The organism is Kitasatospora sp. NPDC089913, assembly GCF_044748625.1.
Lineage (GTDB): Bacteria > Actinomycetota > Actinomycetes > Streptomycetales > Streptomycetaceae > Kitasatospora.
Map to the genome: position 1 here is coordinate 188,252 of NZ_JBIVGI010000013.1, position 24,464 is coordinate 212,715.

At 70.1% G+C, this 24,464-nt stretch carries 23 protein-coding genes and 1 pseudogene; 16 read left to right on the forward strand and 8 right to left on the reverse strand.

The window, feature by feature from the left end; genetic code table 11:
- Positions 1–108 precede the first annotated feature (108 nt).
- From ACIPYS_RS21390 to ACIPYS_RS21400, 3 genes are all read right to left on the reverse strand, one after another.
- Positions 109–456: a PRC-barrel domain-containing protein gene (locus ACIPYS_RS21390; protein ID WP_400748131.1), complete on the reverse strand. Its 348-nt coding sequence runs from the start codon at positions 454–456 to the stop codon at positions 109–111.
- Positions 457–674: 218 nt separating this feature from the next.
- Positions 675–2,345 carry an Imm49 family immunity protein gene (locus ACIPYS_RS21395; protein ID WP_400748134.1) on the reverse strand — a complete coding sequence of 557 codons (1,671 nt, stop codon included), beginning with the start codon at positions 2,343–2,345 and terminating at the stop codon, positions 675–677.
- Between the two features lie 121 nt (positions 2,346–2,466).
- Positions 2,467–3,114 carry a DedA family protein gene (locus ACIPYS_RS21400; RefSeq protein ID WP_400748136.1) on the reverse strand — a complete coding sequence of 216 codons (648 nt, stop codon included), beginning with the start codon at positions 3,112–3,114 and terminating at the stop codon, positions 2,467–2,469.
- 166 nt (positions 3,115–3,280) lie between these two features.
- Here ACIPYS_RS21400 and ACIPYS_RS21405 point away from each other — a divergent pair, with 166 nt between their 5' ends.
- From ACIPYS_RS21405 to ACIPYS_RS21445, 9 genes are all read left to right on the forward strand, one after another.
- Complete coding sequence (locus ACIPYS_RS21405) at positions 3,281–3,562, forward strand: hypothetical protein (RefSeq protein WP_093858211.1); 282 nt, start codon at positions 3,281–3,283, stop codon at positions 3,560–3,562.
- A 32-nt stretch (positions 3,563–3,594) separates the two neighbouring features.
- On the forward strand, positions 3,595–4,026 hold the full coding sequence (locus ACIPYS_RS21410) for a DUF6228 family protein (RefSeq protein WP_093864551.1): 432 nt from the start codon (positions 3,595–3,597) through the stop codon (positions 4,024–4,026).
- A gap of 1,197 nt (positions 4,027–5,223) precedes the next feature.
- Complete coding sequence (locus tag ACIPYS_RS21415) at positions 5,224–6,489, forward strand: hypothetical protein (RefSeq protein ID WP_400748140.1); 1,266 nt, start codon at positions 5,224–5,226, stop codon at positions 6,487–6,489.
- A gap of 474 nt (positions 6,490–6,963) precedes the next feature.
- The gene (locus ACIPYS_RS21420) at positions 6,964–7,440 is read left to right on the forward strand and encodes a hypothetical protein (RefSeq protein ID WP_159424688.1); all 477 of its coding nucleotides are present in this window, start codon (positions 6,964–6,966) and stop codon (positions 7,438–7,440) included.
- Between the two features lie 109 nt (positions 7,441–7,549).
- Positions 7,550–8,407, forward strand: coding sequence for a hypothetical protein (locus ACIPYS_RS21425; RefSeq protein ID WP_400748143.1), 858 nt, complete (start codon positions 7,550–7,552; stop codon positions 8,405–8,407).
- Between the two features lie 10 nt (positions 8,408–8,417).
- Positions 8,418–9,782, forward strand: a complete 1,365-nt coding sequence (locus ACIPYS_RS21430) for a peptidoglycan-binding protein (protein ID WP_400748146.1) — start codon at positions 8,418–8,420, stop codon at positions 9,780–9,782.
- On the forward strand, positions 9,779–10,450 hold the full coding sequence (locus ACIPYS_RS21435) for an ABC transporter ATP-binding protein (RefSeq protein WP_400748149.1): 672 nt from the start codon (positions 9,779–9,781) through the stop codon (positions 10,448–10,450). Before ACIPYS_RS21430 ends, ACIPYS_RS21435 begins: the two co-directional genes overlap by 4 nt.
- Positions 10,447–11,670, forward strand: a complete 1,224-nt coding sequence (locus tag ACIPYS_RS21440) for an ABC transporter permease (RefSeq protein ID WP_400748152.1) — start codon at positions 10,447–10,449, stop codon at positions 11,668–11,670. The genes ACIPYS_RS21435 and ACIPYS_RS21440 overlap by 4 nt, the downstream gene beginning before the upstream one ends.
- 409 nt (positions 11,671–12,079) lie before the next feature.
- Positions 12,080–16,543, forward strand: coding sequence for a hypothetical protein (locus ACIPYS_RS21445; RefSeq protein ID WP_400748154.1), 4,464 nt, complete (start codon positions 12,080–12,082; stop codon positions 16,541–16,543).
- 131 nt (positions 16,544–16,674) lie between these two features.
- Here the strand turns inward: ACIPYS_RS21445 and ACIPYS_RS21450 are convergent, their stop codons facing one another.
- Entirely contained in the window at positions 16,675–17,238 is a 564-nt protein-coding gene (locus ACIPYS_RS21450) for a DUF6461 domain-containing protein (RefSeq protein ID WP_400748157.1), read from the reverse strand.
- Positions 17,239–17,831: 593 nt separating this feature from the next.
- Here ACIPYS_RS21450 and ACIPYS_RS21455 point away from each other — a divergent pair.
- Entirely contained in the window at positions 17,832–18,371 is a 540-nt protein-coding gene (locus ACIPYS_RS21455; RefSeq protein ID WP_400748159.1) for a transposase, read from the forward strand.
- Positions 18,368–18,917: pseudogene (locus ACIPYS_RS21460) on the forward strand (transposase). The gene ACIPYS_RS21455 and the pseudogene ACIPYS_RS21460 overlap by 4 nt, the downstream one beginning before the upstream one ends.
- On the opposite strand, the gene ACIPYS_RS21465 reads toward ACIPYS_RS21460, so the two are convergent.
- The 3 genes from ACIPYS_RS21465 to ACIPYS_RS21475 form a co-directional block, all read right to left on the reverse strand.
- Positions 18,911–19,633: an alpha/beta hydrolase gene (locus ACIPYS_RS21465; protein ID WP_400748162.1), complete on the reverse strand. Its 723-nt coding sequence runs from the start codon at positions 19,631–19,633 to the stop codon at positions 18,911–18,913. The pseudogene ACIPYS_RS21460 and the gene ACIPYS_RS21465 overlap by 7 nt on opposite strands.
- Positions 19,634–20,081: 448 nt before the next feature.
- Complete coding sequence (locus tag ACIPYS_RS21470; protein WP_400748165.1) at positions 20,082–20,318, reverse strand: hypothetical protein; 237 nt, start codon at positions 20,316–20,318, stop codon at positions 20,082–20,084.
- Between the two features lie 233 nt (positions 20,319–20,551).
- Positions 20,552–20,902 (reverse strand): hypothetical protein, encoded by a 351-nt coding sequence (locus ACIPYS_RS21475; RefSeq protein ID WP_400748168.1) that lies wholly within the window; start codon positions 20,900–20,902, stop codon positions 20,552–20,554.
- Between the two features lie 281 nt (positions 20,903–21,183).
- On the opposite strand from ACIPYS_RS21475, the gene ACIPYS_RS21480 reads away from it, so the two are divergent.
- The 5 genes from ACIPYS_RS21480 (at position 21,184) to ACIPYS_RS21500 (ending at position 23,866) form a co-directional block, all read left to right on the forward strand.
- A complete protein-coding gene (locus ACIPYS_RS21480; RefSeq protein WP_400748171.1) occupies positions 21,184–21,384 on the forward strand; it encodes a hypothetical protein in 201 nt (66 codons plus the stop codon).
- Between the two features lie 7 nt (positions 21,385–21,391).
- A complete protein-coding gene (locus ACIPYS_RS21485) occupies positions 21,392–21,931 on the forward strand; it encodes a DUF6879 family protein (protein ID WP_400748174.1) in 540 nt (179 codons plus the stop codon).
- Positions 21,928–22,770: a helix-turn-helix domain-containing protein gene (locus tag ACIPYS_RS21490; protein WP_400748177.1), complete on the forward strand. Its 843-nt coding sequence runs from the start codon at positions 21,928–21,930 to the stop codon at positions 22,768–22,770. Before ACIPYS_RS21485 ends, ACIPYS_RS21490 begins: the two co-directional genes overlap by 4 nt.
- A gap of 156 nt (positions 22,771–22,926) precedes the next feature.
- Positions 22,927–23,118 carry a hypothetical protein gene (locus tag ACIPYS_RS21495; protein WP_400748180.1) on the forward strand — a complete coding sequence of 64 codons (192 nt, stop codon included), beginning with the start codon at positions 22,927–22,929 and terminating at the stop codon, positions 23,116–23,118.
- Between the two features lie 106 nt (positions 23,119–23,224).
- Positions 23,225–23,866 carry a hypothetical protein gene (locus ACIPYS_RS21500; protein WP_400748183.1) on the forward strand — a complete coding sequence of 214 codons (642 nt, stop codon included), beginning with the start codon at positions 23,225–23,227 and terminating at the stop codon, positions 23,864–23,866.
- Between the two features lie 59 nt (positions 23,867–23,925).
- On the opposite strand, the gene ACIPYS_RS21505 is transcribed toward ACIPYS_RS21500, so the two are convergent.
- A complete protein-coding gene (locus ACIPYS_RS21505) occupies positions 23,926–24,213 on the reverse strand; it encodes a hypothetical protein (protein ID WP_400748186.1) in 288 nt (95 codons plus the stop codon).
- Positions 24,214–24,464: the final 251 nt, after the last annotated feature.

The following is a 24,464-nucleotide window of genomic DNA, read 5'->3' on the forward strand; positions in this document are numbered from 1 at the left end:
TGACGGTAGCGGGGGGGGCCGCCCGGCGGGGGGCCCGTCCCGCCCTGGGGGGCCCGCGGGCCCCCCCCCCCGGGGGGGGGGCCCGGCGGACGACAGAGGGCGGACGGGTCAGGCGGCACCGCTGTAGTAGTCGCCGACCGTGAGGTGGTAGTCGAGGTCGCCGGCGTGCCGGTCCTGGTGGTACTCGGGCGCGTTCTTGATCTCGTCCTTCGTCCGGTTCACCCACACCGCCCGTTCCCCGGCGTCCACCCGCCGGACCGTTCCGGCGGGCAGGAGGATCTCTCGGCCGAGGACCCACGGGCCGGTGTCGACCACGAGGTGCGCGAAGTCGACGTCCGGGCTGTGCCGGTCGACCTTCCCGACGTACCCGTCCTTTGCTTCGACCCGGTATCCCGTCAGGTCCAGTGTCGCGCCGTATCCCTCGGCGTTGCTGTAGTCCCACAGTCCGCTGCTCACGGAAGCCTCCTGTGCGGTCGCCGGTCTGCGTGGTGCGACGGTCGCCTTCCCCGGTCGGACCGGAGCATGCGGACCGGAGCATGCGGACCCGGTGCCGTCCGGGGCCCTTGTCCGGCACCCCGCCGCCCGGGTCCGTGCACACCCGGACGGGGCGGGGTGCCCCCGGTCGCTGCGGTTCCTCCCGCGCAGGTGGCCGCGGCGGACCGCGGCGCACGGGGTCAGGTCCGGCCGGCGGCCTGCAGGAGGCGGGGCGGGAGGTAGGGCGAGCGGACGCGGGTGACCCAGCCGCGGGTGCGGCGGGCGTGGCAGGCGAGGGCGAGGACGTCGAGGCTGAGCGGTGCGCCCGGTTCGGTGCCGCGGTCGGCGACGCTGTGATGGTCGCGGTGGGCTTCCAGGGCGTCGAGGAGGGCGAGGTCGAAGCCGGTCGCGTCGCCCCCGATCAGCTGCGAGAGGAGGACGGCCGGGGCCGGGAGCCAGCCCTCCCGGATGCGCTCCGCCTCCTTCAGCGCCCGCTCGGTGGCCGGGAGCGGGTCGGCGCCGCGGAGGTGGTCGTGCAGGGCGGTGCGGTAGGAGGCGGACGGGGAGCGGTCCTCGGCGGCGATCGTGGGGCCGGCCAGGACCAGGGGTTCGAGGTCCTCGCGGGAGCCCGTGATCAGGGCGAAGGACAGGGCGGTCTGCCAGAGCGCCGGGCCGAAGTCCCGGTCCCGGCGGGCGGGGAAGCGAAGGGCGCGGCCGTCGATCGTCGCCTCGGTCTCGGTGCCCGGCTCGGCGAGGGCGGCCCGGAACACGGCGGCGCCCAGCTGGGAGCCGCGCCGCAGGGTGGCGATCACGGCGTCGGTGGCGTCGTCGCACTCCGAGGCGCGTGCCGCGAGGAGGTAGGTCTGGTAGCGCAGGGCGCCCGTGAGGTCCCGTGCGTCCAGCGGCCGGCCCTCCCCGGCCGTGACGGCTTCCAGGGTGAGCCGCTCCAACCGCGCCTCGTTCTCCGGGCTGCACGGGAGGGCCGGGCCGGTCCGCCCGACGTGGACGGGCCCGGCGGCGAGCGCGGCCAGGGCGTCGGGTCGCGGGTCGCGGCCGAAGGCGCGGACGCGCGGGCCGGCCGTCTCGAAGCCGGTGATCAGGGCGTGCGGGAGGTAGTCGGTGTCGACCGACGGAGTCCAGCCGTGGGTGCGGTACGCGAGGGCGGCGAGGGCTATCGGGACCAGCGGCAGGAGGCTCGCCGGGCCGGTGCCCTGCGGCTCGTCCCGGAGCAGAGCGAGCAGGGCGGCGTCGAAGGCCTCGCGGTCCCCGGCGGCGAGGGCACGCAGAACGCGCAGGCCGGGCTGCAGGTCGGCGACGGGTGCGGTGCTGCCGTCCGGGACGCCGTCGTCCTCGAAGAAGTGGGCCAGGAGGCCGTCGACGAGTTCGAGGGTGGGAGTGGCCGGCCCGCCGGGCATCAGCTGCCGGGCCCAGCCGAAGGCCTCGCCGTGGACGGAGACCTGGTCGCAGACGATGGCGAGGCAGAAGGCGTCGAGCCACTCCCCGGCGGTGACCCGGTGGTGGGGGTCGCGCTCCCGGCCGCGCTCGCGGTCGTAGCTCATGCCGAAGTTCGGGTAGTCGAGGAAGACGTGGAAGCTGTCGACCGGGTAGTAGGCGGCGAAGGAAACGGCGCCGGCGGCCGCGGCGGCGGCGTCCCTGAGCACGGCCCTGGCCTCGGCGCAGTGCAGGTCGGGCCGGGTGGTGGAGAGGGCGCCGAGGTAGTCGAGGAAGGAGTCGGAGATCATCTGCCACTCGGTGGTGGTCATCAGACCGGCGCGGGAGTAGGAGTGGACCTGCCTCCCGATCCGGTTCACGAAGTCCTCGCGGGCTTCCGCCACCCGCGCCCCGTCCACCTGGTGACGTTCGATCCGCACAGTCCTGCTCCCTTGATCATCGGCTGCCCCCAGCCTAGGCAGTGGGTCCGACACCCGGGCTCGCGGGTTCCGGCACCGGGGCCTGTTCCGGCACCCGTCGGCGGACCGCCGCCGGGGCGGTTCAGGGTTCCCGGCCGCTGCCGCGGTCCGACCGGTCCCGGCCGTGCGAGCGGCGGCGCCGCCGCCGCAGGTAGTGGACCAGCACCGCGACGGCGACGGCCGCGCCGATCGCGATCGCGGTGAGCCGGCCGACCGTGCCCTCCACCCTGGTGTAGGCGGCTCCGGCGAAGTAGCCGAGCAGGGTGAAGCCGACGCCCCAGGCGACCCCGCCGAGGGTGTTGTAGAGCAGGAACCGGCGGTACGGCATCCGCGACATCCCGGCCAGCGAGGGCACCAGCGGGCGGAAGAAGGCGATGAACCGTCCGACGAGGACGGCGGCCGGCCCCCGTCGGCGGAGCAGGTCCTGCGCCGTGTCGATCCGCTCGGCGTGGCGCCGCAACGGGCGGGTGCGCAGGATCGCCGGACCGAGGTGGCGGCCGATCTCGTAGCCGGCGGAGTCACCGAGGACGGCCGCGCAGACCACGACCACGACCATCCAGCCGAGGGAGGCCCTGCCCTGGTGGGAGAGGAAGCCACCGAGTACCGCGGCACTCTCGCCAGGGATGAAGAAACTGAAGAACAGGGCGTCCTCGGCGAGGACCGTGCCACCGACGATCGCGTACACGACAGGACCGGACAGGCCGCGCAGCCAGTCGGTGATCGAGTGCACGGGCCCACACCCCATCGGCGATCGTGTCTCTCTTCCACCCCAATGTAGTGTTTCCTCCCCGATGCCTCCCCCGCGCCTCGCCCTGCGGCGTGGGCCACTTGCCACCGCAAGCCCGGCGGCGGGGCGCTGGCTGGTCACCGAGCTGGAGCGGCGAGGTGACGGCGCCATGCGGGAGGCCGCCCCCGGCCTGCCGGCGGACCTGGCCGTCCGGCCGGCGTACGGGCTTTACGAGCACGAGGCGGCCGCGCGGTTGCGCCACAACGCCAGGTCCGCCCAGCCCGATGTCGAATTCGTCCTGGAGATGCGGGTCACCTACTGGGACCAGGGTGGCTGCGTAGGTGGAAATGAAGAACGTTTGTTGATGAGAGCTGGCAGCGCCGAGCGGCTGATGCGCCCTCAAATGTCGATGACAAGTAGGAACGGCTCCGGAGCCTGGGAATGGTGGTGACGCCGACCTGGGGTGTCCGTATTCTTCGCTGGGTGAGTCTGATCGAGATGGTTCCAGGGCAGGTCGAGCTCGTCGTGAAGGGTACAGAGGCGTCGTCGGCTTCTGTCCGGTTGTTCGACTGGTCCCGGGCGGAGTACGAGGTCGCCTTCGCTGTGGAGGCCATCGACGACGGTGTGCAGGCGCGGCTGGAGGCCGTGACCGTGACCGTCTGGGACAAGATGAGCGAGTTCTTCGACGGCCTCGCGCGCGACTTCCGCGGTTGGGAGGGCGAGCGTGTCTGGACCAACAATCACCTGGTCGTGACGGCGGCGTTCGGCTCAGGTGGTCATGTGTATCTGGGCTGGACCCTGCGGTCCGGGTTCTTCCCCGGCGACTGGAGCTGCACCGTGACGACCGTGATCGAGGTCGGCGAAGGAATGACCGCGCTCGCCGCGGACCTGCGGGAATTCCTGCGCGAGGAGTAGGCCGTCGGTGGTCGGCCCGTCCTGGGCACCAATCCAGCTGTCCGCCACGCTCATCCGGAGTGGGTCCTCGCAGGCCTGTGCTGCTCGCGGGCTCTCGCGAACCGCGTTGAGGCGGTCCGGGTCGGCGGGCCAGGAGCCGTCGAGGACGGTGAGGGCGGCGTGGCCGCCGCACTGCCGGGCGCGGGCCGCGCGGGTCAGTGAGAGCGGGGTGCGGTGGGCGCCGACGACGAGCCGCGTGAGGACATCGTCCGGCGGCCGTGCCGCGGCGAGGCTGATCAGGTCGTCGGCGACGGGGAGGTCCAACGACGTGACGGGCGGGGCCGGTTCGCGGTCCGGCCGCACGGCCTGGCGTAGGAGGTGGGCCGCGCGATCCTACCGGCCCCATGCGCCCGGCCGCCGGGAAACACCGGGCAACCCACTGTTCCCGGCGACCCGTCGGCCCGGGCCGCCCCGCACTCCTCCACGTAGTGCCCGGCCGACCAAAGGAACCGGTCTCACCGAGGTAGGGCCGTGTCCCGCTGAAGTCGGAGAGGCCACCGGGGCATCAGTGACGGGGCCCGGGCACGGTGACGCGGCCTCCACCCAGCTCGACCCGCCACCGTACTGCGGCGCACGCGCACGCCTACGGGCCTTCAGGAAGCTTCGCCTACGTGGCACAGTGGTCCGCCGGGGAGCTGCGGCCGCCTCGTGGAACAGGTGTGCCGCTTCTTCGCTGTGAGACCGCTCGCGCGGTGACCGCGCCCGGGCCCCAGGGCCCGGGCGCGGCCCGGCATGACGCGACCGGCGGCGGTGACCGATGTTCGGGGCCCGCCACGGTGATCGGCGGGCCGCACCCGCCCGGCCCGCACGATCCACCCCCACGAGCGCGGACGCCGCCTTGGCGTGACCGTCCCCCGGCCGGTGGACCACGTCCGCGACCGGCGCCGGCGCGCTCACCGCACCGGCCGCCCACCCGGTTTCGGCATTGAGGCTCGCAAGCAACGGAACGCGGCCTTGTGACTCCACGGCCGGTCCATGGTTGTGCTGCAGACAACCTGGGACCAGCCCGCCTCCCTTCCCGCTGTTGAGATGCCCGACGGATCCCTTGAGACGGCGCTCGCACTCGCTGCGACGGTGCCACCAGGTCTGGGCCCGGCCAAGCACTGGTGACAGGTCACCCTTACCTGCGCCGACCACCCGCTCCCGCCGCTTCCGCCGTTGACGGGTCCGGCTCTGATCGCCGCGGACCAGAGCCTGTGGCAGACCTTCGTCCGCGCTGCTGACAGCGGTACCACCTACGGGTCGCACCGCTTCGACATCGTGGCCTCAGGCGCCTCTCTTGCCGGCACCCTCGCTGCTCCCAAACTCGTCTGGCCGGGCATAGGGAGCATCCTGGAACGGGCCACTGCAGCATCGGGAACCCGGCTGCGCCCCAGCGCCGCGGGCAAGCGCGCCGCCATCGCCGAACCCCTCCTCGGCGCGCGCAAGGCCCTCGAAGCCCTGGCGGCCAGCCCCGGCTGGCCGCTCCTGCGCCGCTTCCTGCCCGACGATTCCCGCAAGGACCTGCCCCAGGACAGCTGGTGGAAGCTGAAGTCCGCGGTCGTGCTGTCCTGGGAAGCAGTCGTCGCGCAGGACGACGCTGATTGGGACGCACCCGCGCGGCGCGCACAGATCGATGAGTGGACCAGGCAAGGTGTGCTGCGCCGGGGGCTGGTGCTGGGCTGCGGCCACTGCCCGATCTTCGAGTTCTACCCGCTCGCTGAAATCAGCCAGGACCACCGCTGCCGGCGCTGCGGGGGCGGCAACAGTCTCGTGCAGGACCGCTGGAAGCCGTTCGGCGAGCCGCGCTGGTTCTTCGACCTCCACCCGGCCGTTCTGGAGCTGATCGCGAACGACGGCGACGTCCCGCTGCTGGCCACCCAGTACCTGCGAACCCAGCCCTGGCCCCGACCCGCACTGGTCGGGGAGGAATTCGAACTCCTCCGAGACGGGAACCCCTTCGTCGAGATCGACTTCGCAGTCGCCACCAACGACGAACTGTGGCTCGGCGAGGCGAAGAAGGGCGACAGGTTCGACGGCAATCGCAAGGAGCAGAAGCGGGAGATCTGCAAACTCTTCGAAGGCTGTTCGGCAGTCGGAGCTACCGGACTCGTGCCGGCGACCGCTCAACCTGCCTGGAGCGCCGAACTGATCGGGGTCATCCGGGACGAACTGCGCGGCCGCAGGCAAGCGTACAAGGACATTCCCGGGGTGCGGCTTCTGGCGGGCCTTCGGGAACACCCGCGACTGACATCGCTGTCGCCGAGCGACGCCGGCCGACGGCCGGGTGAGGCCGAGTCGGACACGAGGTGGTGGAGCACAGAAGCGGCGTGCGGCGGAAAGTGGACGGTCCGTGATCGTGGGAGCCAGGTCGGCCCGGTGCAGGTGGTCGGCCCGGGCTCACGGGCGTTCAAGGGCTCCGGCGCGGCATCCGGACCGCCCTGATCGGCAGCAGCCGACAGGCGACCGCGGATCGACTCCGGGTCCGTGAGCCGGGCGTTGAGGGTTCGAGGGCTCTGCACCTGGGGCCGTACCGCGACTTTTGTCCGCGGCTCGTCTGCTTTGCGGGACAATCCTTGGCCGGATGGATGTACCCGCCCCGCCGACTGGTTGGGATTTTCCCTGTCGGGACCCGCTGATCGGCTGGATACGCGTTGCGTCGAGTGCGATTCACGGGTGGACCCGATGCTTGATCGTTATCAAACATTCGACGGCTTGTCCGGTTTTGTCCGACATTGAGACGGTGGATTTCTTGGAATCTTCCCCCGTAGTCCTGCCGGTGGAGGTGATTGAAAGACAGAGTTCACTCGCTGCCTCCGGGTTGCACTTTCGTGTGCTCTCGAACGAAGATCCTTCCGATGCCTGACCGGATGGCCTTGGGCCTGTCCGGGGGAGTTCTATTTCATGAAGGGGAATGCAATGGTGATCTCTCGATCTGCTCGTACGGTCTTTGCCGGTTCCATCGCGGCGCTGGCGATCGGCTGCCTGTCCGCGCCCTCGGCGTCCGCCAACGGGGCGGACAACCACCAGAGTGCGGACGCGTGCAACAGTCATGTGACCAGTGGCTTCAAGTTCTCGCTCTGGTACAACTCTTCGTACGCCGGGTCGCACCGCAACTTCGGCTCGGCTGTCGCCAATTTCGATGACGAGCCCTACGGCGGTTCGATGCCCAGTACCGAGCCGCAGCCCCTCCACTTCTGCCCCGACCAGGGCAACGGGTCAAATGTGCGCGTCAAGAACAATGCCGCGTCCGCGCAGAACCGCAGCACCAGCAACAATTCCGTCATCTTCTTCAGTAGCTGGATGAAGGGTGCCAGGGACACGCTGACGCCGATGTCCAGCTGGTTCAAGCTGAAAGAAACGTACAACAACAACGCTTCTTTCGACTGGCGCTGACGGACGTCGTGCCGGACTGCCCGGCGCGACACCAGAAATCTCTTCCACCTTTTCAGTGTCCGATTGGAGATCGGGAACCATCATGCCTTTTGGTCGCCGGGGTTTGGCGGTGCTTGGCGCCGCAGCGGTGTGCGTCACCGCCGCCGGGTGCTCCCACGATTCGACGTCCGCCGCAGGCCGCCCCGACCCCGCACCGGCCACGGCCGCGCCGGTCCCCACGGGTGCCGGCTTCGACCGCGCCAACCCGGCGACGTGGAAGCTCCCCCTGGAGGCGTACCTCATGTCGGACGAGGAACTGAGCCAGCTGGGACGCGCCATGAGCTCCCTGACCGAGGACTGCATGCGCGACGCCGGCCGCAGTAACTACCGCGCGCTGCCGCAACTGCCCAAGGCCGGACCCAAGACCCTGACCGACCAGCGCTACGGCAGCCACGACGCCGTGCTGGCCGGTACCCGCGGGTACCACCCCGACGCCGCGGAGAAGGCCGCCCACGACGCGGCCGTGGAAGCCATGGTCGCCTCGGGAACGCGGGGCGAGGACGCCGTGGCCGAGAACGGATGCGGGCAGCAGGCCAAGCAGCGGATCGGCGATGCGCAGGCGGGATTCCAGTTGGCCGAGCGGCTGGCCAACGAAGCATTCCTCAAGGCCAAGCAGGAACCCGAGGTCACGGCGGCGTTCACGCAGTGGTCGGCGTGCATGAAGGAAAGCGGCTACAACTACCGCGAGCCGCTCGACGCCTCGGACGACCCGAAGTTCGGGCGCGAGGTGACCAAGGCCGAGATCGACACGGCCCTGACCGACCTGAAGTGCCGCACCCGCACGGACGTGGCGTGGATCTGGTACGAGGCCGAGGCCCGGTTGCAGAAGGACGCTGCGGAGAAGAACGCCCAGGCCCTGCATGCCGCGCGCACGAACCTGGACAGCACCGTGAAGAACATCAGCGCCGTCCTGGCCGGCAAGCGCTAGGGAGGCGCAGATGACATCGGATGGTCCTGCCGCCGCACCAATCGACGGCCCGCAGGAGCCGCGACAGGACGCGCCCTCCCGCGGGAGCCGGCGCGAGGACCCGGGTACGCGCCGCCGCGGGCTGCTGGCCGCCGTGGTGATCGGTTCGGTACTGGTGGGCGCGGCCGGCGCCGGTGCCGCCGCCCTGCTGAAGTCACCCGCCCAGGTGGCGGCCGAGACTGCGGCACCTGAGCCGGACACGCTCACCGCCCCGGTCGAGCACAAGGTCATCGCGGACCTGCTGGTCACCCGCGGCAAGGTCACCGCCGCGTCGACCACCGATATCTCCGTACCGAGCGGCGGCGGAGCACCGGGCACCCGCCCGCTGGTCACCAAGGTCAAGGTGAAGGCCGGCGACCAACTCTCCCACGGAAAGGTGCTGTTCGAGATGTCGGGCCGCCCGGTGTTCACGCTCGCCGGAGCACTGCCCGCGTACCGGGACCTGCAGACCGGGGCCAAGGGCGAGGACGTCGCCCAGCTCCAGAACGCCCTGGCCAGGGCAGGCCACCGCACCTCGCCGGACGCCTCGGGGACGTTCGGCGCCGGTACCGAACGAGCGGTGACCGCGTTCTACAAGTCGATCGGCTACGCCCCGGTCCGGAACACGGTCCCGGCGCCCGACGACAAGCCGGCCCCGGACGGCCCGGCCCGGTCGGGACCGCCCTCCTCGGGACCGGGCGACAAGAGCAGCGACGGAAAGACGGCGCCGATGATGCCGACGGCCTCACCGACCACCCCCGCCCAGCCCCGCACGACCGTCACGGTGCCCATGTCGGAAGTGGTGTTCCTGAACACCCTGCCCGTACGCGCGGACACCGTCGAGGCCACCGTCGGCAAGGCACCGGGAGAGAAGCTGATGACGGTCTCCACCGGCAGTCCCCTCGTCGTCGCCGACGTGTCCGCCCGGGAGAAGAGCCTCCTCAGGAACGGCCAGCCGGCCGAGATCGTCGCCGAGGACACCGGGGCGCGGACACCCGCGACCGTCCAGGACGTCACCGACGCCTCCCGGACGGCCAAGGGGGACCAGCCCGGCGCAGCCTCCGGCTACCTGCTGCGCGTCCTGCCCGCAGCCCCGCTCCCCGCCGAACTCGCCGGCAAGGAGGTCCGGGTCTCCGTCACCGCCTCCTCCTCCGAAGGACCGGTTCTCGCCGTACCGTCGACGGCAGTCTCGACAGGTGCCGACGGCCGGACCGGCGTCACCGTACTCGGCGCCGACGGCATCCGCCGCGTCCCGGTACACCCCGGCGCCTCCGGCGGCGGATTCGTCGAGGTCGTCCCCGATACGGGCGCGACGCTCGTCCCCGGCGACAGGGTCGTGGTCGGCGGCAGCCGATGAGCGAACCGGTCATCGAGTTGCACCGCGCCGGGCTGACCTACCCCGGCCCGCCCGAGGTGACGGCACTGCACCCGTGCGTCCTGAGCGTCGAACGCGGCGACTACATCACGGTCATGGGCCCCTCCGGCGCCGGAAAGTCCACCTTCCTCAACATCATCGGCCTCCTCGACGAGCCCACGTGCGGCCGCTACGTCCTGGACGGCATCGACACCGCCACCATCGGCGACGCCGAGCGCACCTCCCTGCGCGGCAGGCGCATCGGATTCGTCTTCCAGTCCTTCCACCTGCTGGCCCACCGCAGCGCCCGCGAGAACGTCGAACTGGCCATGCTCTACCAGCGCGTCGCCCGCGGTGTGCGCAGGCAGCGGGCCGAACAGGCACTGCGCCGCGTCGGCCTGGGCCACCGCCTCGGCGCGCTGCCCACCAGACTCTCCGGAGGCGAACGCCAGCGCGTCGCCATCGCCCGGGCGCTGGCCGCCGAACCGTCCCTGCTGCTGTGCGACGAGCCGACCGGCAACCTCGATTCGCAGACCGCGGGCTCCGTCCTCGACCTGCTCGACGGCCTGCACCGCGACGGCATGACCATCGTCGTGATCACCCACGATCCCGAGGTCGCCCGCCGTGGCCGACGGACCATCACCATTCGCGACGGCCAGGTGCTGGCATGAAGCTACCCCGTTCCCGGATGTCCTTTCGCGACCTCGCCTCGGAGGCCGTGGCCGGCGTACTGCAGCGCCCGGCCCGCTCCGCGCTGACCGCCGTCGGCACCGTGCTGGGCGTCGGAACCCTGATCGCCGTCACCGGCCTCACCAGCACCGCCGCCTCCCAGATCGACGCCCGCTTCAGCGAACTGACCGCGACCGAGGTCACCGTCGACGACATCGCGCCCCAAACGCCCGGCCAGAACAGCCCGGCGTTCCCCGCGGACGCCGACGCACGGATCGAGGCGCTTCGGGGCGTCACCGCCGCCGGTGTCTCCTGGCACGTACGGCTGCCGACCGGCCAGAGCGTCGCCAGCGGCCCGCCCGGCGCAACCTACTCCGTCACCGACCGCCAGACTCAGCTCGTCGCCGCGTCCGCCGGCACCCTGCGGGCCACCGAACCCGCCCTGCGCCAGGGCCGTGCCTACGACGACTTCCACGACCGGCACCGCCAGCGGGTCGCCCTGCTCGGCGCCACCACCGCCGTACGACTGGGCATCACCGACCTGCGGGCGCAGCCCGCCGTGTTCATCGGCAGCACCCCCTTCTCCGTCATCGGCATCATCAACGACGTCCGGCGCCGTCCGGACCTGCTCACCTCCGTGATCGTCCCGCGCACCACCGCCGAGGAACTCTGGGGCCCGCCGACCGACGACCGCGCCAAGATGCTCATCACCACCCGGCTCGGCGCGGCCACCCAGGTCGCCGCCGAAGCCCCCCTGGCCCTGCGCCCTGAGCATCCCGACCACCTGCGCGCCACCCCGCCGCCCGACCCCCGCAGCCTGCGCACAGGAGTGGAGAACGACCTCGGGCAGCTCTTCCTCCTCCTCGCGACGGTCTGTCTCGTGATCGGGGCGGTCGGCATCGCCAACACCACGCTGGTCGCCGTCCTGGAACGCAGCGGTGAGATCGGTCTGCGCCGCGCCCTCGGCGCCCGCGCCGGACACATCACCGCCCAGTTCCTCGCCGAATCCACCATGCTGGGCCTGCTCGGCGGCCTAGCCGGGGCCTGCCTGGGCACCGTGACCATCGTCGCCGTCGCCGCCGCAAAGCAGTGGACCCCGGTCCTGCACCCGGCCACCATCGCCACCGCCCCGCTCCTGGGACTGGCCACCGGGCTGATCGCCGGTGTCTACCCCGCCTGGCGGGCCTCCCGGATCCAACCCGCCGAAGCGCTCAGACGGTAGGACCGAACCGCCGACTGATCGCGCTCGGTGCGCACCAGCCCGTACCTGCAGAGAAGACAGGCGTAGAGCAGGAACAGTCGCCAAGGCGTTGGCAGACGCTCCCTCCCCTGCGGATCCGACCCGTTCCGCACTTGGACCGGCCACACGGCTTCGCACCAGTCTCAGCCGTGCAGTTCGGCGCCCGGATCCCATGACCGCAGGGCCGAGGCCCCGTGCTCCCGAGCTCCGGGTCAGGAGCGGGATCCGGCGTCTCAGCGGCCGGCAACAACCAGGGGGAGAAGGCCGGTTCTTGCACGGCCGAAGTCCCCGTGTCCCAAGACCCCCCGTCGCCATTCAGGTCCCGCCGGACCACGGGCTACGGGATCCGCCGTGTTCGAAGCGCGGCGGCAGCATCGAAGAAAGGAGTCCGGTGGGACTTCGACAACATGCCAGATCCGCCGTTGCGGCGATGGCCTCCGCCTTGGTACTGGCATCGATCTCCAGCAACACCATCGCTCATGCCGAGGAGGCCGCGCCGGCCCCGACCGCGCCGGCGAAGAGCCCCTCCTCAGTGGATCCGTCCGAGCGTGCGGAGATCCTCGGGGAGGGCTGGGAAGCATCCGCCGACCGGGCATGGAACACGAGCGGCGACGCCGAAGGATTCCACATCCTGACCGCTGACGCCAAAGCCGGCTACGACTGGCGAACCGTCGCCACTCTGCGCGAGCCGGGCTTCGACGCCGACCAGTGGATCGGCAACGCCTGCGTCACCGGCTCGGGCCAGCGTGCCGTCGTCGTCTACGCGCCACGTAGCTTCACCAACAAGGCCCAGCTCATGGCGCGCGGCGGTTTCACCGCGGTGGTCGACCTCGACAGCGGCCAGGTCACCAAGCTGGACGTGCAAACCTCGCTGTCCTACTACAACCCGGGCTGCGGCGTCGGCGAGAGCGCCGTCCTGACCCAGTCGGCCGGTGAGGACAAGACCACGACCCGTTTGCTGCGGCTGGACACAGCGTCCGCCACCGTCAGCGCACACATCGAGATCTCCGGCCAGGTCACCTCTGCTGTACCCGCCAAGGACGGCACCATCGTGGCGGCCATGGGGACCGAGATCGTCAAGGTCGGTGACGACGGCACTCGCTCCGCACTCGCGCGATCCGACTCACCGCCCTACCGCATCACCCCCGATGGCGACGGCGGCGTGGTCTTCCTCGACTCCGTCGCGGCCCCGGGCACCACATCCGGCGCACAGGGAACCACAGCCGCTTCCATCGTCACCCAAGCGAAGCGGATCACACAGGACCAGGTCCGCACCGCAGACGCCGACCGCGCCGACCCCCAGGTCCTTGCCGAAGGCCCGCTCACCGAAACCGGTGTGACTCGAAGCCAGGGCACCGTCTACCTGACCGGCAAGACCAAGAAGGCCGCGGCGGAACTTCCCGGTACGGTGCGCCTCCTGCCCGAGGCTCCCAAGGACGCGCTGGTATCGACCAAGGGCCAGTCCGTCCTCTCTCCCTCCGCTTGGGCGGACGGGCAGGACTCCCGTGTCGAGGCGTCCGGCAGCGGGTCCCGCCCGGTCGCCATCGACATGACGGTCACCGCCACCGGCCGCGGCACCGCGTTCACCGTGGACCCATCTGCGGTGACCAGCCCCCTCGCTGCCCAGGGCAGTGCCCCCTCACCTGCCCTGCCGCAGCCGCGCACCGCGGCTGCCCTCTCCAGCATCTCCAGCGGATCTGGCACCGAGACCGCCGAGTCGGACCGGACCTGCTCCGTGCCACGCAACGACCCGCGCAACCAGGCCATGCAGCCCAAGCCGCGCCAGGTCGAGTGGGCAGCCGATCAACTGGTCAAGGGCACGATGACCCTGAGCCGCCCGGCCAACTGGAAGAACCTCGGCATGCCGGCCTACCAGCCGGCCACGATGTTCGGAGCGAGCGGGCTCGAAGGCGGTGGGAAGATTCCCGCGCAGATCCTCCTCGGGATCGCCGCCCAGGAATCGAACCTGTGGCAGGCTGCCCGCAGCGCGGTGCCCGGTGAGACGGCGAACCCGCTGATCGGCAATTACTACGGCCTTCCGATCTACGACAGCACCTCGGCCAACGACTGGGACATCGACTGGTCCAAGGCCGACTGCGGCTACGGCGTCACCCAGGTCACCGACCACATGCGGCTCGCCGGTCGTGAAGGCGGAAAGGGCGGCGCAGCCTGGGACTACCAGAAGCAGCGCGCCGTCGCCCTCGACTACACCGCCAACCTCGCCGCCGGGATGCAGATCATCGCCGAGAAATGGAACCAGACCCGCGGCGCCGGGATGGTCGTGAACAACGGCAACAGTGCCAAGATCGAAAACTGGTTCTTCGCCCTGTGGGCCTACAACTCCGGTTTCTACCCGCAGGCTGAGGCCGGGAACAACGCCGGCAAGTGGGGCGTCGGATGGGCCAACAACCCCGCAAACCCCGAATGGGACGAATCCCGCAACCCGTTCCTCGAGGACGCCAGCGGCAAAAACCACTACGCCGACGCCGCCCGTCCCCAGAACTGGCCCTATCCGGAGAAGGTCATCGGCTTCGCCGGACACCCCGTCGAAGGACTCGAGTCCCCCAGAACCACAGTCGCCGGTTTCCGCGCCGCCTGGTGGAACGGCCCCGCCGGCACTGCCCAGACCGTCGGAACGGCCAACTACAACCGCGCACGGGCCAAACCGCCGATCGCCACGTTCTGCGCACCCGACAACAACTGCGACCCCACGAAGATCGGCACCGGCGCGGCGAACGCCATGGGCCAAGGGCCCTGCGCCCTGGCAGACCTCCGCTGCTGGTGGAACAAGCCCGTTCAGTGGAAGGCCGACTGCGACTACTCGTGCGGCAACGAGTTCGTCCGCTTCAACAGCACCTACCCGGAGGAAGCCGACGGCACGGCCTACCCCCCCAACTGCTCGACCGCCGGCCTGCCCACCGGAGCAAGGATCATCGACGACGTCGCCGACGACGTCCCCTCGGTACGCCCCGACTGCGCGCGAACCTGGACCAACGCAGGCTCGTTCACGCTGGACTTCGGCCCAGGAGAAAGCGTCAAGGACCAGAACGGCAACCCGGCCACAGGCTGGCCCGCCAAGATCGACACCCACCAGTTGGGAGCCGGCTTCGGCGGCCACCTGTTCTTCGCCCACACCCGCGCCGACGACACCAAGGGCCGACGACTGAAGGTCACCGGCACCTGGAGCCTCAACCAGCCGATCGACGGCGAGGCCGAGGTCTGGGTGCACCTGCCGAGCCACGCCGCCCAGACGCAGAAGGCCCGCTACGAGGTGGAGACCGCTGACGGCTGGGCCCCGGCCAAGACCATCAGCCAGAAGGGCACCACTAACCGGTGGGTCTCCCTCGGGGCGTACCAGTTCGCCGGAGCCCCCGGCAAGGTCCGCCTCACCACCATCGCCGACGGCGCCACCGGCGACGCCGATATCGCCTTCGACGCCGTCGCCTTCGCCCCCGGCAACTACTCCGGTATCCCCCGCATCGAGTTGCCTGAGCCGGACGAGACCATCCCGGACACCGACGACTCGAACCAGCCGTTCAAGGAAATGGACCGCTCGCCCTGGGGCCAGGCCTCCGCCGTCACGAGCGCAAGAAGCCTCACTGCCGCCCAGGACGTGAGCGCACCAGCCCCCCGTGTTCAGTGCGGCCCCTCCGATACCCGCAAGGGAGTGACCGCCTGCGTCGGATTCGGCGAGATCGACGGCTCTTCCCCGCAGGCGGGATCCGACCACCGCGCCGTCACCACGGCTGCTCTGGCTGCCCCGGCTGCCCCGGACACGGTAAGCGCGTGCCCCTTCGAAGCGACTATGTACAACCGCTACAAGGCATGCCTGCACACGAAAGCCACCCGCCCTGCCCACTACGTCGAAGTGGAGGATCGGACCGGGAAGGAGCTCGGCCGGGTCAACTTCGACATTATGATGGAGATCCAGCTCCACAAGGATTCGACCGACATCGACCAGATCATCAAGATCCAGCCGGTCCGCTGGGAAGGGACGGTTCCCGACCTGCGACTCAACTGGCTCGTGAACTGCACCGGCGCCCCGGGCTGCAAGGCGACGAAGCAGCACTGGGACCGGCCGACGACCTGGACCCACGGTGACTACAGCACCGCCACCGGCGGCATAAGCCACTACTGGCCCAACACCCTCGCCGGGGAGTCCGCCAAGTTCGACCTCAACTACACCCTTGAGGCGTCCTCCAGCAGCCTGCCGATGCCACGGCCCATCACGTGGTCGACCCAGGACGCCGGCATCCGCTGCGACCTCAAGCTAGGCAAGGCCGAGGTTCTCACGAACAAACCGGGATGTGTCTTCTACAACTACATCCCCACACTCACCTTGGAGAGCAAGAAGTACCCAGCCGCGGCAGCCCTCTACTGGGTCCTCCAGGACAAGCTCAACAGCCATCCCGGCAGCAAGAAGGACAAGAGCCCGCTCCACCGCGTGTCCGACCCCACCGTCTTCGAGCTGAACCGCAAGAGGATCTGCTACGACGGCACATTCGTCCCCTACCCGACAGGCGTTGCAGGTGATGCCAACAAGCCGTCGTGTGACGAGTTCCCGTTCGCTCGCTCCAAGGAGAGCGGTGGGTCCAACGGAGCGACAGGAATTCTGTGCGCGCAGTTCTACGCGGAGAAGAAGGCCAACGCCCCATGGGCTCTGAGGTACACCGGGGCAGCCCCGACCGGCGCCGAGCCCTGCGGGCGCGGAAGCATCCCAGCCGGGCAGAACAGCGCCGCCGGAGGCAGGCTCGGCAACTTCACCAAGGAAGTCCGGCTCCTCGATGACGACCCCTACTACCTCAACATCCCCGGATTCGAGAACTGCACGACGGTACTGTGCACCTTGCCGTGACGTCTGAGACTCCTCGCCGGTGTCAGGCCGCACCCGGCCCGACACCGGCAGGGGACAAGCTCCACAGCGCCTGACACCGTGCCGGTGCCCGTCTCGGACGGGCGCCGGCACGACTGCCACGAGGCGTCGGACTAGTCCGGAACGACCCCTCCCAGGAGTTCTCCCACGACCACCTCCTCGTACGGAAGACCGACACCGAACGCCCGCTCGGCGAGCCTCAGCATCCCGGCAACCGACCCGGGTTCGGCTGCTTCCTTGGAGGGGTTGAGTCCGACCTCCGACATCACACGGTCGAAGCGATCGGGGTCACTGCCATCACGCATCCACGGCATTCCCGGATCGAACCCGCACACCGACTCCCCATCCTCGTAGTACGAGAACCACGGCAGCGTTTCGGTACGGATCAACGCAAGAGCACGGGTCCCTGCGGAAACCTCCTCGAGAATTCCTTCCTCAAGGACCCGTGCCCCCCATGCCTGCACCGCGAACGCCCACCCGCCGTACAGGCCCGCCCGGATCATGGTGACGCCCTCGTCAAGCTGTCGCTCCTCAGCGTCCTCCTGATCGATCAGATCGAGGCTGCCGACGTCACAGCCCAGCCTGACCAAGAGGTCCCCAGCCTCCAGGCCTTCCGCAAAGACCACGGAGAACCCGGTTTCGTAGACATTCTCGAGCCATTCCATCGCGCCGCTCACCACACTCTCCCAGCCCACCCAACTCGGTGGGCTGTTCCGACTGACAAACGGAACTCACGATACCGGGCCGGTTCAGCACCATGTCGCGGACGCAAGAACACCTGGAGAAACAGGCCGCCAGTGAATTCCGCTGGATAGTCAGGAAGAGGCTCCGGCAGCGACGGAGCGGGCCTGCCCCGGCGGTTCGGGCGGCGGGCCGGTTACTCAAGCGCTCACCAGGACGTCTGTACCGGCTACGAGCAGAGTGGCGGATGGCCGGGGTCGAGATGTGGGTGCGTCGGCCACGGCGGCCCTCCGCTCTCTCGTAGGCCGGGACGGCTGCGCGCACCCGACAGAGGACGGGCCCGCGCAGCCGTCCCGGCGGAGCGGTCCGCCGCTGCCTCGATGAGGGCGGCGATCTGGTCGGTGCGGCTCTCGGCGTACTCAAGGACGACCAGCAACGGCTTCGCGTCATGGCGCAGTTCCCGCAGCCGTTCCGGGCCTGCGGTGGTGCGCGGCCACAGGACAGCCCAGCCGTCGGCGGCGAGTTACTGACCTTGAAGTCGTCTTGTCGTGGGGCTGACGCTTGGTGATCGTCGCGGTATGCCGGGTGTATGAGGTATCCGCAGGGTGGGGGTCTGACCGCGGAGCGGCAAGCGTTTCGTGAGCGGATCAGGATGGAAGCAGTCACCATGTTCGCCGAGGGGCGGGGCAACCCGGACATCGCGAAGGAGTTACGGGTCGGCGTGCGGTCCGTCCAGCGGTGGCGCCGGTCCTGGCGGGAGTCCGGTCGGGACGCGGTTCGTTCCCGTGGACCGGTATCCCTGCCGAAGCTGAGCGACGCACTGTTCGCTGTGCTCGAAGAAGAGCTGGCCAAGGGCCCGCTCGCCCACGGCCGGCCGGACCAGCGGTGGACGCCGGCCAGGATCAAGACGCTGATCGGCCGGCGGTTCCACAGGTCCATGACGCTGTCGGGTATCTCCCAGATGCTGCGGCGCCGCGGCTGGAGCCATCAGGTCCCGGCCCGTCGGGCCGTCGAGCGTGATGAGACAACGGTGGCCGGCTGGGTGAAGGAGGTGCGGCCGCACTTGGAACCACCGCGGCGGCGCTCGGGGCCCGGGTCGTCCTCGAGGACGAAGCCGGGTTCTCGATGACGCCGCCGACCTCCCGCACCTGGGGGAAGCGAGGATCGACCCCGGTCGTCCGGGTGAGGGGTCGCTCCCAGCGCCGGTTCTCCACAGCCGCCCTGTGCTGTTACAGAGCCGGCGAACGCTCCCGCCTGATCCACCGGCCCAAACGGCACACGGACCACAGGAGCGGTGGCCGCAAAAGCTTCGCCTGGACCGATTACCGAGACCTCCTCACCGCGGCCCACCAGCAGTTGAACGGTCCGATCGTCCTCGTCCGGGACAACTTGAACGTCCATAAGGACCGCCGGATGCGGGCATTCATCGACGCACAGGACTGGATCACCGCCTATCACCTGCCGCCCTACGCACCCGACCTCAATCCAGTCGAAGGCATCTGGTCGGTACTCCGTCGGACCACCCAGGCCAACACCGCCTTTCACCGACCCCGACCACCTCATCCGGCGACTGCGACGCGGTCTTCGCCAGATCCAATACCGCAGCGACATCATCGACGGATGCCTCACCGGGACTGGTCTCACGCTGGCGACACCACGACTGCAATCTCAGTGACCGGCCAGGAAGCTGCCCACCCGCTCGATCACCTCGCGCTGCCACGCCTGCGACTGTGGGTCCAGGTACCGGGGGTCGTCGTGGACGGCGAAGCCGTGCTGGGCGCCGTCCAGCTCCACCAGCTGCACCGGCCCGCCGAACATCGCCCGGTGCCGGCGGGAGGACTCGACGGGCACGAAGGTGTCCGCGGTGCCGTGCACCATCAGCACCGGCGACCGCACCCCGGCCAGGACCGCCGGGGTGTCCAGGTAGAACACCTCGTTCAGCAGGGCCCGGTTCAGCTCGAACGGCGACTTCTCGGTGAACCCCTGCTCCTCCAGTCGAACGGCCATCTCCCCGGACAGGTAGTCCTCCGACCACCCCGGTCGGGAGGTGACGTAGCGCTCCTTGTAGTCCAGCCGCGGGTTCAGCAGGACCAGCCGGTCGACGTCGCCGGGCCGGTGAGCGGCGTGCAGCGCGGCCGCGCCGCCCGAGAAGGAGGCGGCGATCACGTGTACCGGCCCAGGCCGTCCGGTCCGCGCGCGAAGGTGGTCGCCGGCGGCCCGGATGTCGTTGGCCACTGAGGCGATCGTCAGCTCCGACTCCCGCCCGCCGCTGGCCCCGTGTGCCCGCAGGTCGAACCGCAGGCTGCTCACACCGGCGTCGGCGAGGCCGACGGCCAGGCGTGTGAAGAACCCGCCCTCCTCCCGGGTCACCCCGGACCCGTGAACCAGCACCGCAAGCGGCCCCTGCGCATCCCCGGGGCACACGGTTCCGAAGAGAGCAGTGCCGTCAAGGGACTGAAACACCGTCTCGTGACCATCCATGAGCAGATCGTAGCGACTCGCCCGAGCACCCGGGAGTAGCAGCGCTTCCGAGTCCCGGCCATCGATGGTCCCGCCTGCGCGGGGAGGACGCTTCGCTGTTGACCAGCAGCCGCGGGTTGTCCGGCTGACCCCCACTGCGCGGGGAGGACGTCGACGCGTTGTCCCGCATCGCGTCGCCCGCCGGCTGACCCCCGTGCTCGCGCGGATGACGCACCGTTACAGCTCAGGGCAAACACCGCACCCAGGCCCTGCTCTGCCTCGCCCGACGACGGGCCTACGTCCTCTTCGCGATGCTCCGTGACGGACCCTTCCCCGAACCCCGACCTGCAGGAGCCAGATAACGCTCCAGGCCCATCGATCAGTCCTCCTCCGACCGAAGCCGACGGCGAGCGGCCTCAAGCCGCTGGTCGTAGTCAGGCGCGAACAGCCCGGGAAGTGACTTGTCCAGCGTCCCGGCGATGCGATGGATCGGCGCCCAGACCGCCGGATCGTCGACAACCCGGCTCAGGTCCGTCATCTGCAACTTCTCCAGCCAGTCCGACAACACCAGCGCCTCGTCACTCGTGAGCTTGATCGTGACCTGGCTGTCACCCATGCACACTCCTACGGCTCGGCCCCACCCTCAACCACACGAACCTACTCGCCCCCCCACCTCGACCAAACAGATAGGGGCCCCCGCGCTCGCGGGGAGGACATTCACGGCCGGTACCTCCTGATTACCCGAGGTAGACGGTGCCGGCGCCGCTGCGGGCATCGGCGTGTCCAACGCCGCCTCCGGTGTTCGCCGGGGCCCGGGGCCGTGGTCCTGAGGGGTGTTCGAGGTGCTGGTCACGGGGTCGCGGTGTCCGCTGCGGCCTGGTCGTAGATGTGGTTGATCTCTGTGACGGCGTCGGCGACGTGTGCCTGGTGATGCCAGTAGTTGGCCGCCATGTCGCGCAGGTGGCGCAGATGCCGCTCGTGCAGGTCGAGTCCGGCCGCTGTGACGTGCAGGCCCCCGTCGGTGTGCTCCGCCAGGCCGCAGCGGACGGCGGCCGCCTCGTGAAGCTCGACGCCGAAGAGGGATTTGAAGTACCGGTGGCGATCTGCGCGAGAATCTGCGGCCTCCTCCACGAGTCCGCGCACCAGGGCGAGGACGTGGACAGGGCTGATGGCTTCGTGGGGCGCGCGGGCTCGGGACACGGTGCCGGCCGCTCCTTCCGTGTTGCTGGGTCGGGGATGTGCGGCCGATACTCCGGGCATGCGCGGCCCGGGACAAGTGCTGGCTGACCCCCGCGCTTGCGCGGAGGACAGGCGAGACCGGCAGTGCGGTTGCGCGTGGTCCTCTCGGACTGTCCAATGCGGTCGGACCTTATCTGCCCAGAACCCCACATCGGTAGGTCATCAACAGATCTCGTCAACTCGCCTCCTGATGGCCTTCGGTGAGGTCATGCTGGTAGCTCACGATTCGAGAGGGGCGCGTCATGGAGCTCAGGTTTCTCGGTTCGACCAGCGAGCACGGCGACTGCCCGACCCTGCACGAGACGGAGACGGGCGACATCGTCGTACAGGGCGACGAGTTGACCGACCCGGACGGCATCGCTCAGCTGCTCCACCTGAAAACCGGTGAGACGGCAGTCGTGATCCCGCGGGCGCTGCTGACGCGGTTCGCGCCGAAGGAGTAGGCCGACTGTGCCCGAGATCATTCCCTTCGCCGAGGCGGCGCCGCGCCTGTTCGAGACGTTCGCACACACCGCGTTCCGTCTGGAGACACGTCGCGGCTACGCATCGGATCGTGCCGGAGCCAGGTACCAGGCGTTCGTGGCCGGTGTGATGCCGCAGTACGAGCCGGAAGTCGCCTGGAACGTCAGCGTCCGAGCAGCAGTCGCGGACGGTCGCCGGTTCGAACGTGTTCGCATCGTCGACGACCCGCCCACCGACGGGCAGCGTTTCCTCCTTGCGTCCGGACCGGGCAACGTCGAGGCCGGCGAGGACATCCGCAACCTCTGGCGCACCGACGCCGACCGGCTCGATCTACCCGACTTCGACTTCTGGCTGTTCGACAGCGCCGTCCTCGCGAGGTTCCACTTCGACGACGACGACCGGACGCTCGGAGTCGAGCTGATCACCGACCCGGCCGAAGTACTCCGAGCCTGCCAGGCGCGTGATGCGTCGTGGCACTTCGCGGTCCCCACCGTCGAGTTCGCCGCGGCGGTACCGTCCCGCGTGTGAGTACCGACCATCAGCAGGGCCGGGTGGCCCTCGGAGCGCGCCTTCGCGAGCTGCGCACCGAGGCGGACCTCTCCGGCCGGGCCCTCGCCGGACAGCTCGGCTGGGTGCAGTCGAAGGTGTCGAAACTGGAGACCGGCCGGCAGACGCCGAGCCCGGCGGACCTGGATGCCTGGGCCTCGGCGACCGGCAGCCCCGGAGCCGCAGTCGAGCTGCGGGCCCGGTTGCGAGGGTTGGAGACGCAGTACCGGTCCTGGAACCGCCAGCTCTCCGGCGGACATCGCGAGCGGCAGGAGGCCGCAGTCCTGGAAACGCGCCGCACGCAGGTCGTCCGGGCCTTCGAGTCCGCCCGGATCCCGGGCCTGCTCCAGACTGCCGACTACGCGCGGCACATGTTCGCGGCGGGCTGCGAGTTCATCGGCTCGCCCAGGGACACCGAGGACGCCGTGCGGACCCGCATACGCCGCCAGGAAGCGCTCTACGACGCCGGCCGCCGCTTTCACTTCCTCGTCTGGGAGGCCGCGCTGTACGTGACGATCGGCCCGCCCGAGGTGATGGCCGCCCAACTGGACCGGCTCGTCGGGCTGCTGGGCCTCGACACCGTCGACCTCGGCATCATCCCGCTCGGCAGCGCACCGCGCCGCACACCGGCGCACGGGTTCTGGATCTACGACGAGCGCCTCGTGATCGTCGAGACGATCAATGCCGAGCTGTGGCTCGACAGTCCCGCCGACATTGCCCTCTACCGCAAGGCCTGGGACTGGCTGGCCGAGAGCGCCGTTACCGGCCATCAGGCGCACCGGCTCATCGGCCGTGCGGGGGCCTCGCTGACACCTCGCTGAGGATCACCGAGCACGATCCGTGCCCATCGGAGAATCATCGAGGATCACGGCCTGATCCGAGAATCGCCGCGCCCTACCGTACCGGTGCGGCCGAGGACCGCACCTGCTCGGTGTCCTCGGCCCGCCCCGTTCGGCACGGCCAAGGAGAGACAAGGCATGGGCCCGACCAGCGACGAGGAATGGACCGTGAGCGTCGGGGCGGGGCTCCTGCCCCCGACGACCCTGACGCCCGCGGCCGCCCTGACCGAGATCTGGCAGACCGTGCGGGACGTCGAGCTCGTCACGGTCCTGGGGTGCAACGGGGTCGATCGGACTCCCAGGCCTGCTGGCGGCGGGGCGCCTCGCTGACGAAGACCTGTCTGGTGCGGGCCAGGAGCGGTCTGGTCACTGTCAGCGGATTGGGTACCGGCTGCGGCGGCCTGTGGTGTCGGTGGGGTGGTCGACAATGCCCGTCATGGCAGATCGCAGTCCGGCTTCCCGGCTCATCACCTCGGCGGCGCGGGAGCACCTGGAGCCCCTCGGCCTGACCCGGCGGGGGCGGTCGCGGCTGTGGACCGACGATCACGGGTGGTGGCTCGGGGTGGTGGAGTTCACCCCGTCGCGGACCGCCGGCAGCGGTCTCCACGTCGGCGCGATGTGGCTGTGGCACGACGTGGACCACCCGGCCTTCCACGTCGACGCCGTCCGGGTCGGCCCCGAACCGTTCCGTACCGAGGACCAGTTCACGCGGCTGGCCTTCGACCTCGGCCGGCGGGCCGCCGCGAACGTGGCGGCGTTGAGGGAGAGGTTCCCGTCATTTCCGGACGCCGCCCGGGACATCACGTCGAGGCCGGTGCGCCGCGGATTCCTCTGGGACGGCTTCGATGCCGGGATCGCGTCCGCCCTGCTCGGGGACCCGGGCACGGCCCGCCGTCACTTCGAGCGGGTCCTGCGAGCGGAGCCGGTGGCGCCCTGGATGGTAGATGCCCAGGAGAAGACACGTGAGCTGCACGCGATGGCTGCGGACCGCGGCGCGGCGGCCGCATGGGTCACGCGGGCGGTCGGCTCGTCCAGGAGCAGACTCGGCCTCGAACACGTGCCGCGCGCGATCAGCTGAGCGGACCCGCTCCTCAGCGCCGGAGCACGTTGTGAGAATCATCGAGCCCGCCCGGCAGCTCACAACCCGCGAATGACTTCGCCGAGGTCAGTGCCGTAGGAAGCCCAGCAAACGACCGAGCCGTCGGGCTCGAGCTGCCCCATGAACCAGTCCTCACCGACCCTGGCAAGGCCCATGTTGTAGCTGTGGAAGCCAATGACGACATCGGGCCGGAGGACCTCGTAGTCGGTGCAGCCGTGCCGCTCGACGACGACGAGTCGATCGAGCGACAGCACATCCGCCCTGGCATCATCCGCTGCGCAGCGGACCCGCTCGATCGTCCATCCGTCGGGAAGAAGTGCGTTCACCGTCGCATGGTCGCAACGAGCGGTGTCTCACCGCCACCCGTTAATCACGGCGACCAGCACGGTCGCGTGACAGCGGACAGCAAGTCCGTCACCCCGTGACGACCGCACCGTGGCGCCGGAGCCGAATCGGCCGCCCCCGCCTGCGCGGGGAGGACAACAGCGAGAGCGCGTTGGGAGAGCCCCTCTTCGGCTGACCCCCGCCTGCACGGGGAGGACTCGTCCGGCGAGAGCCCGCCCGACTCGATCAACGG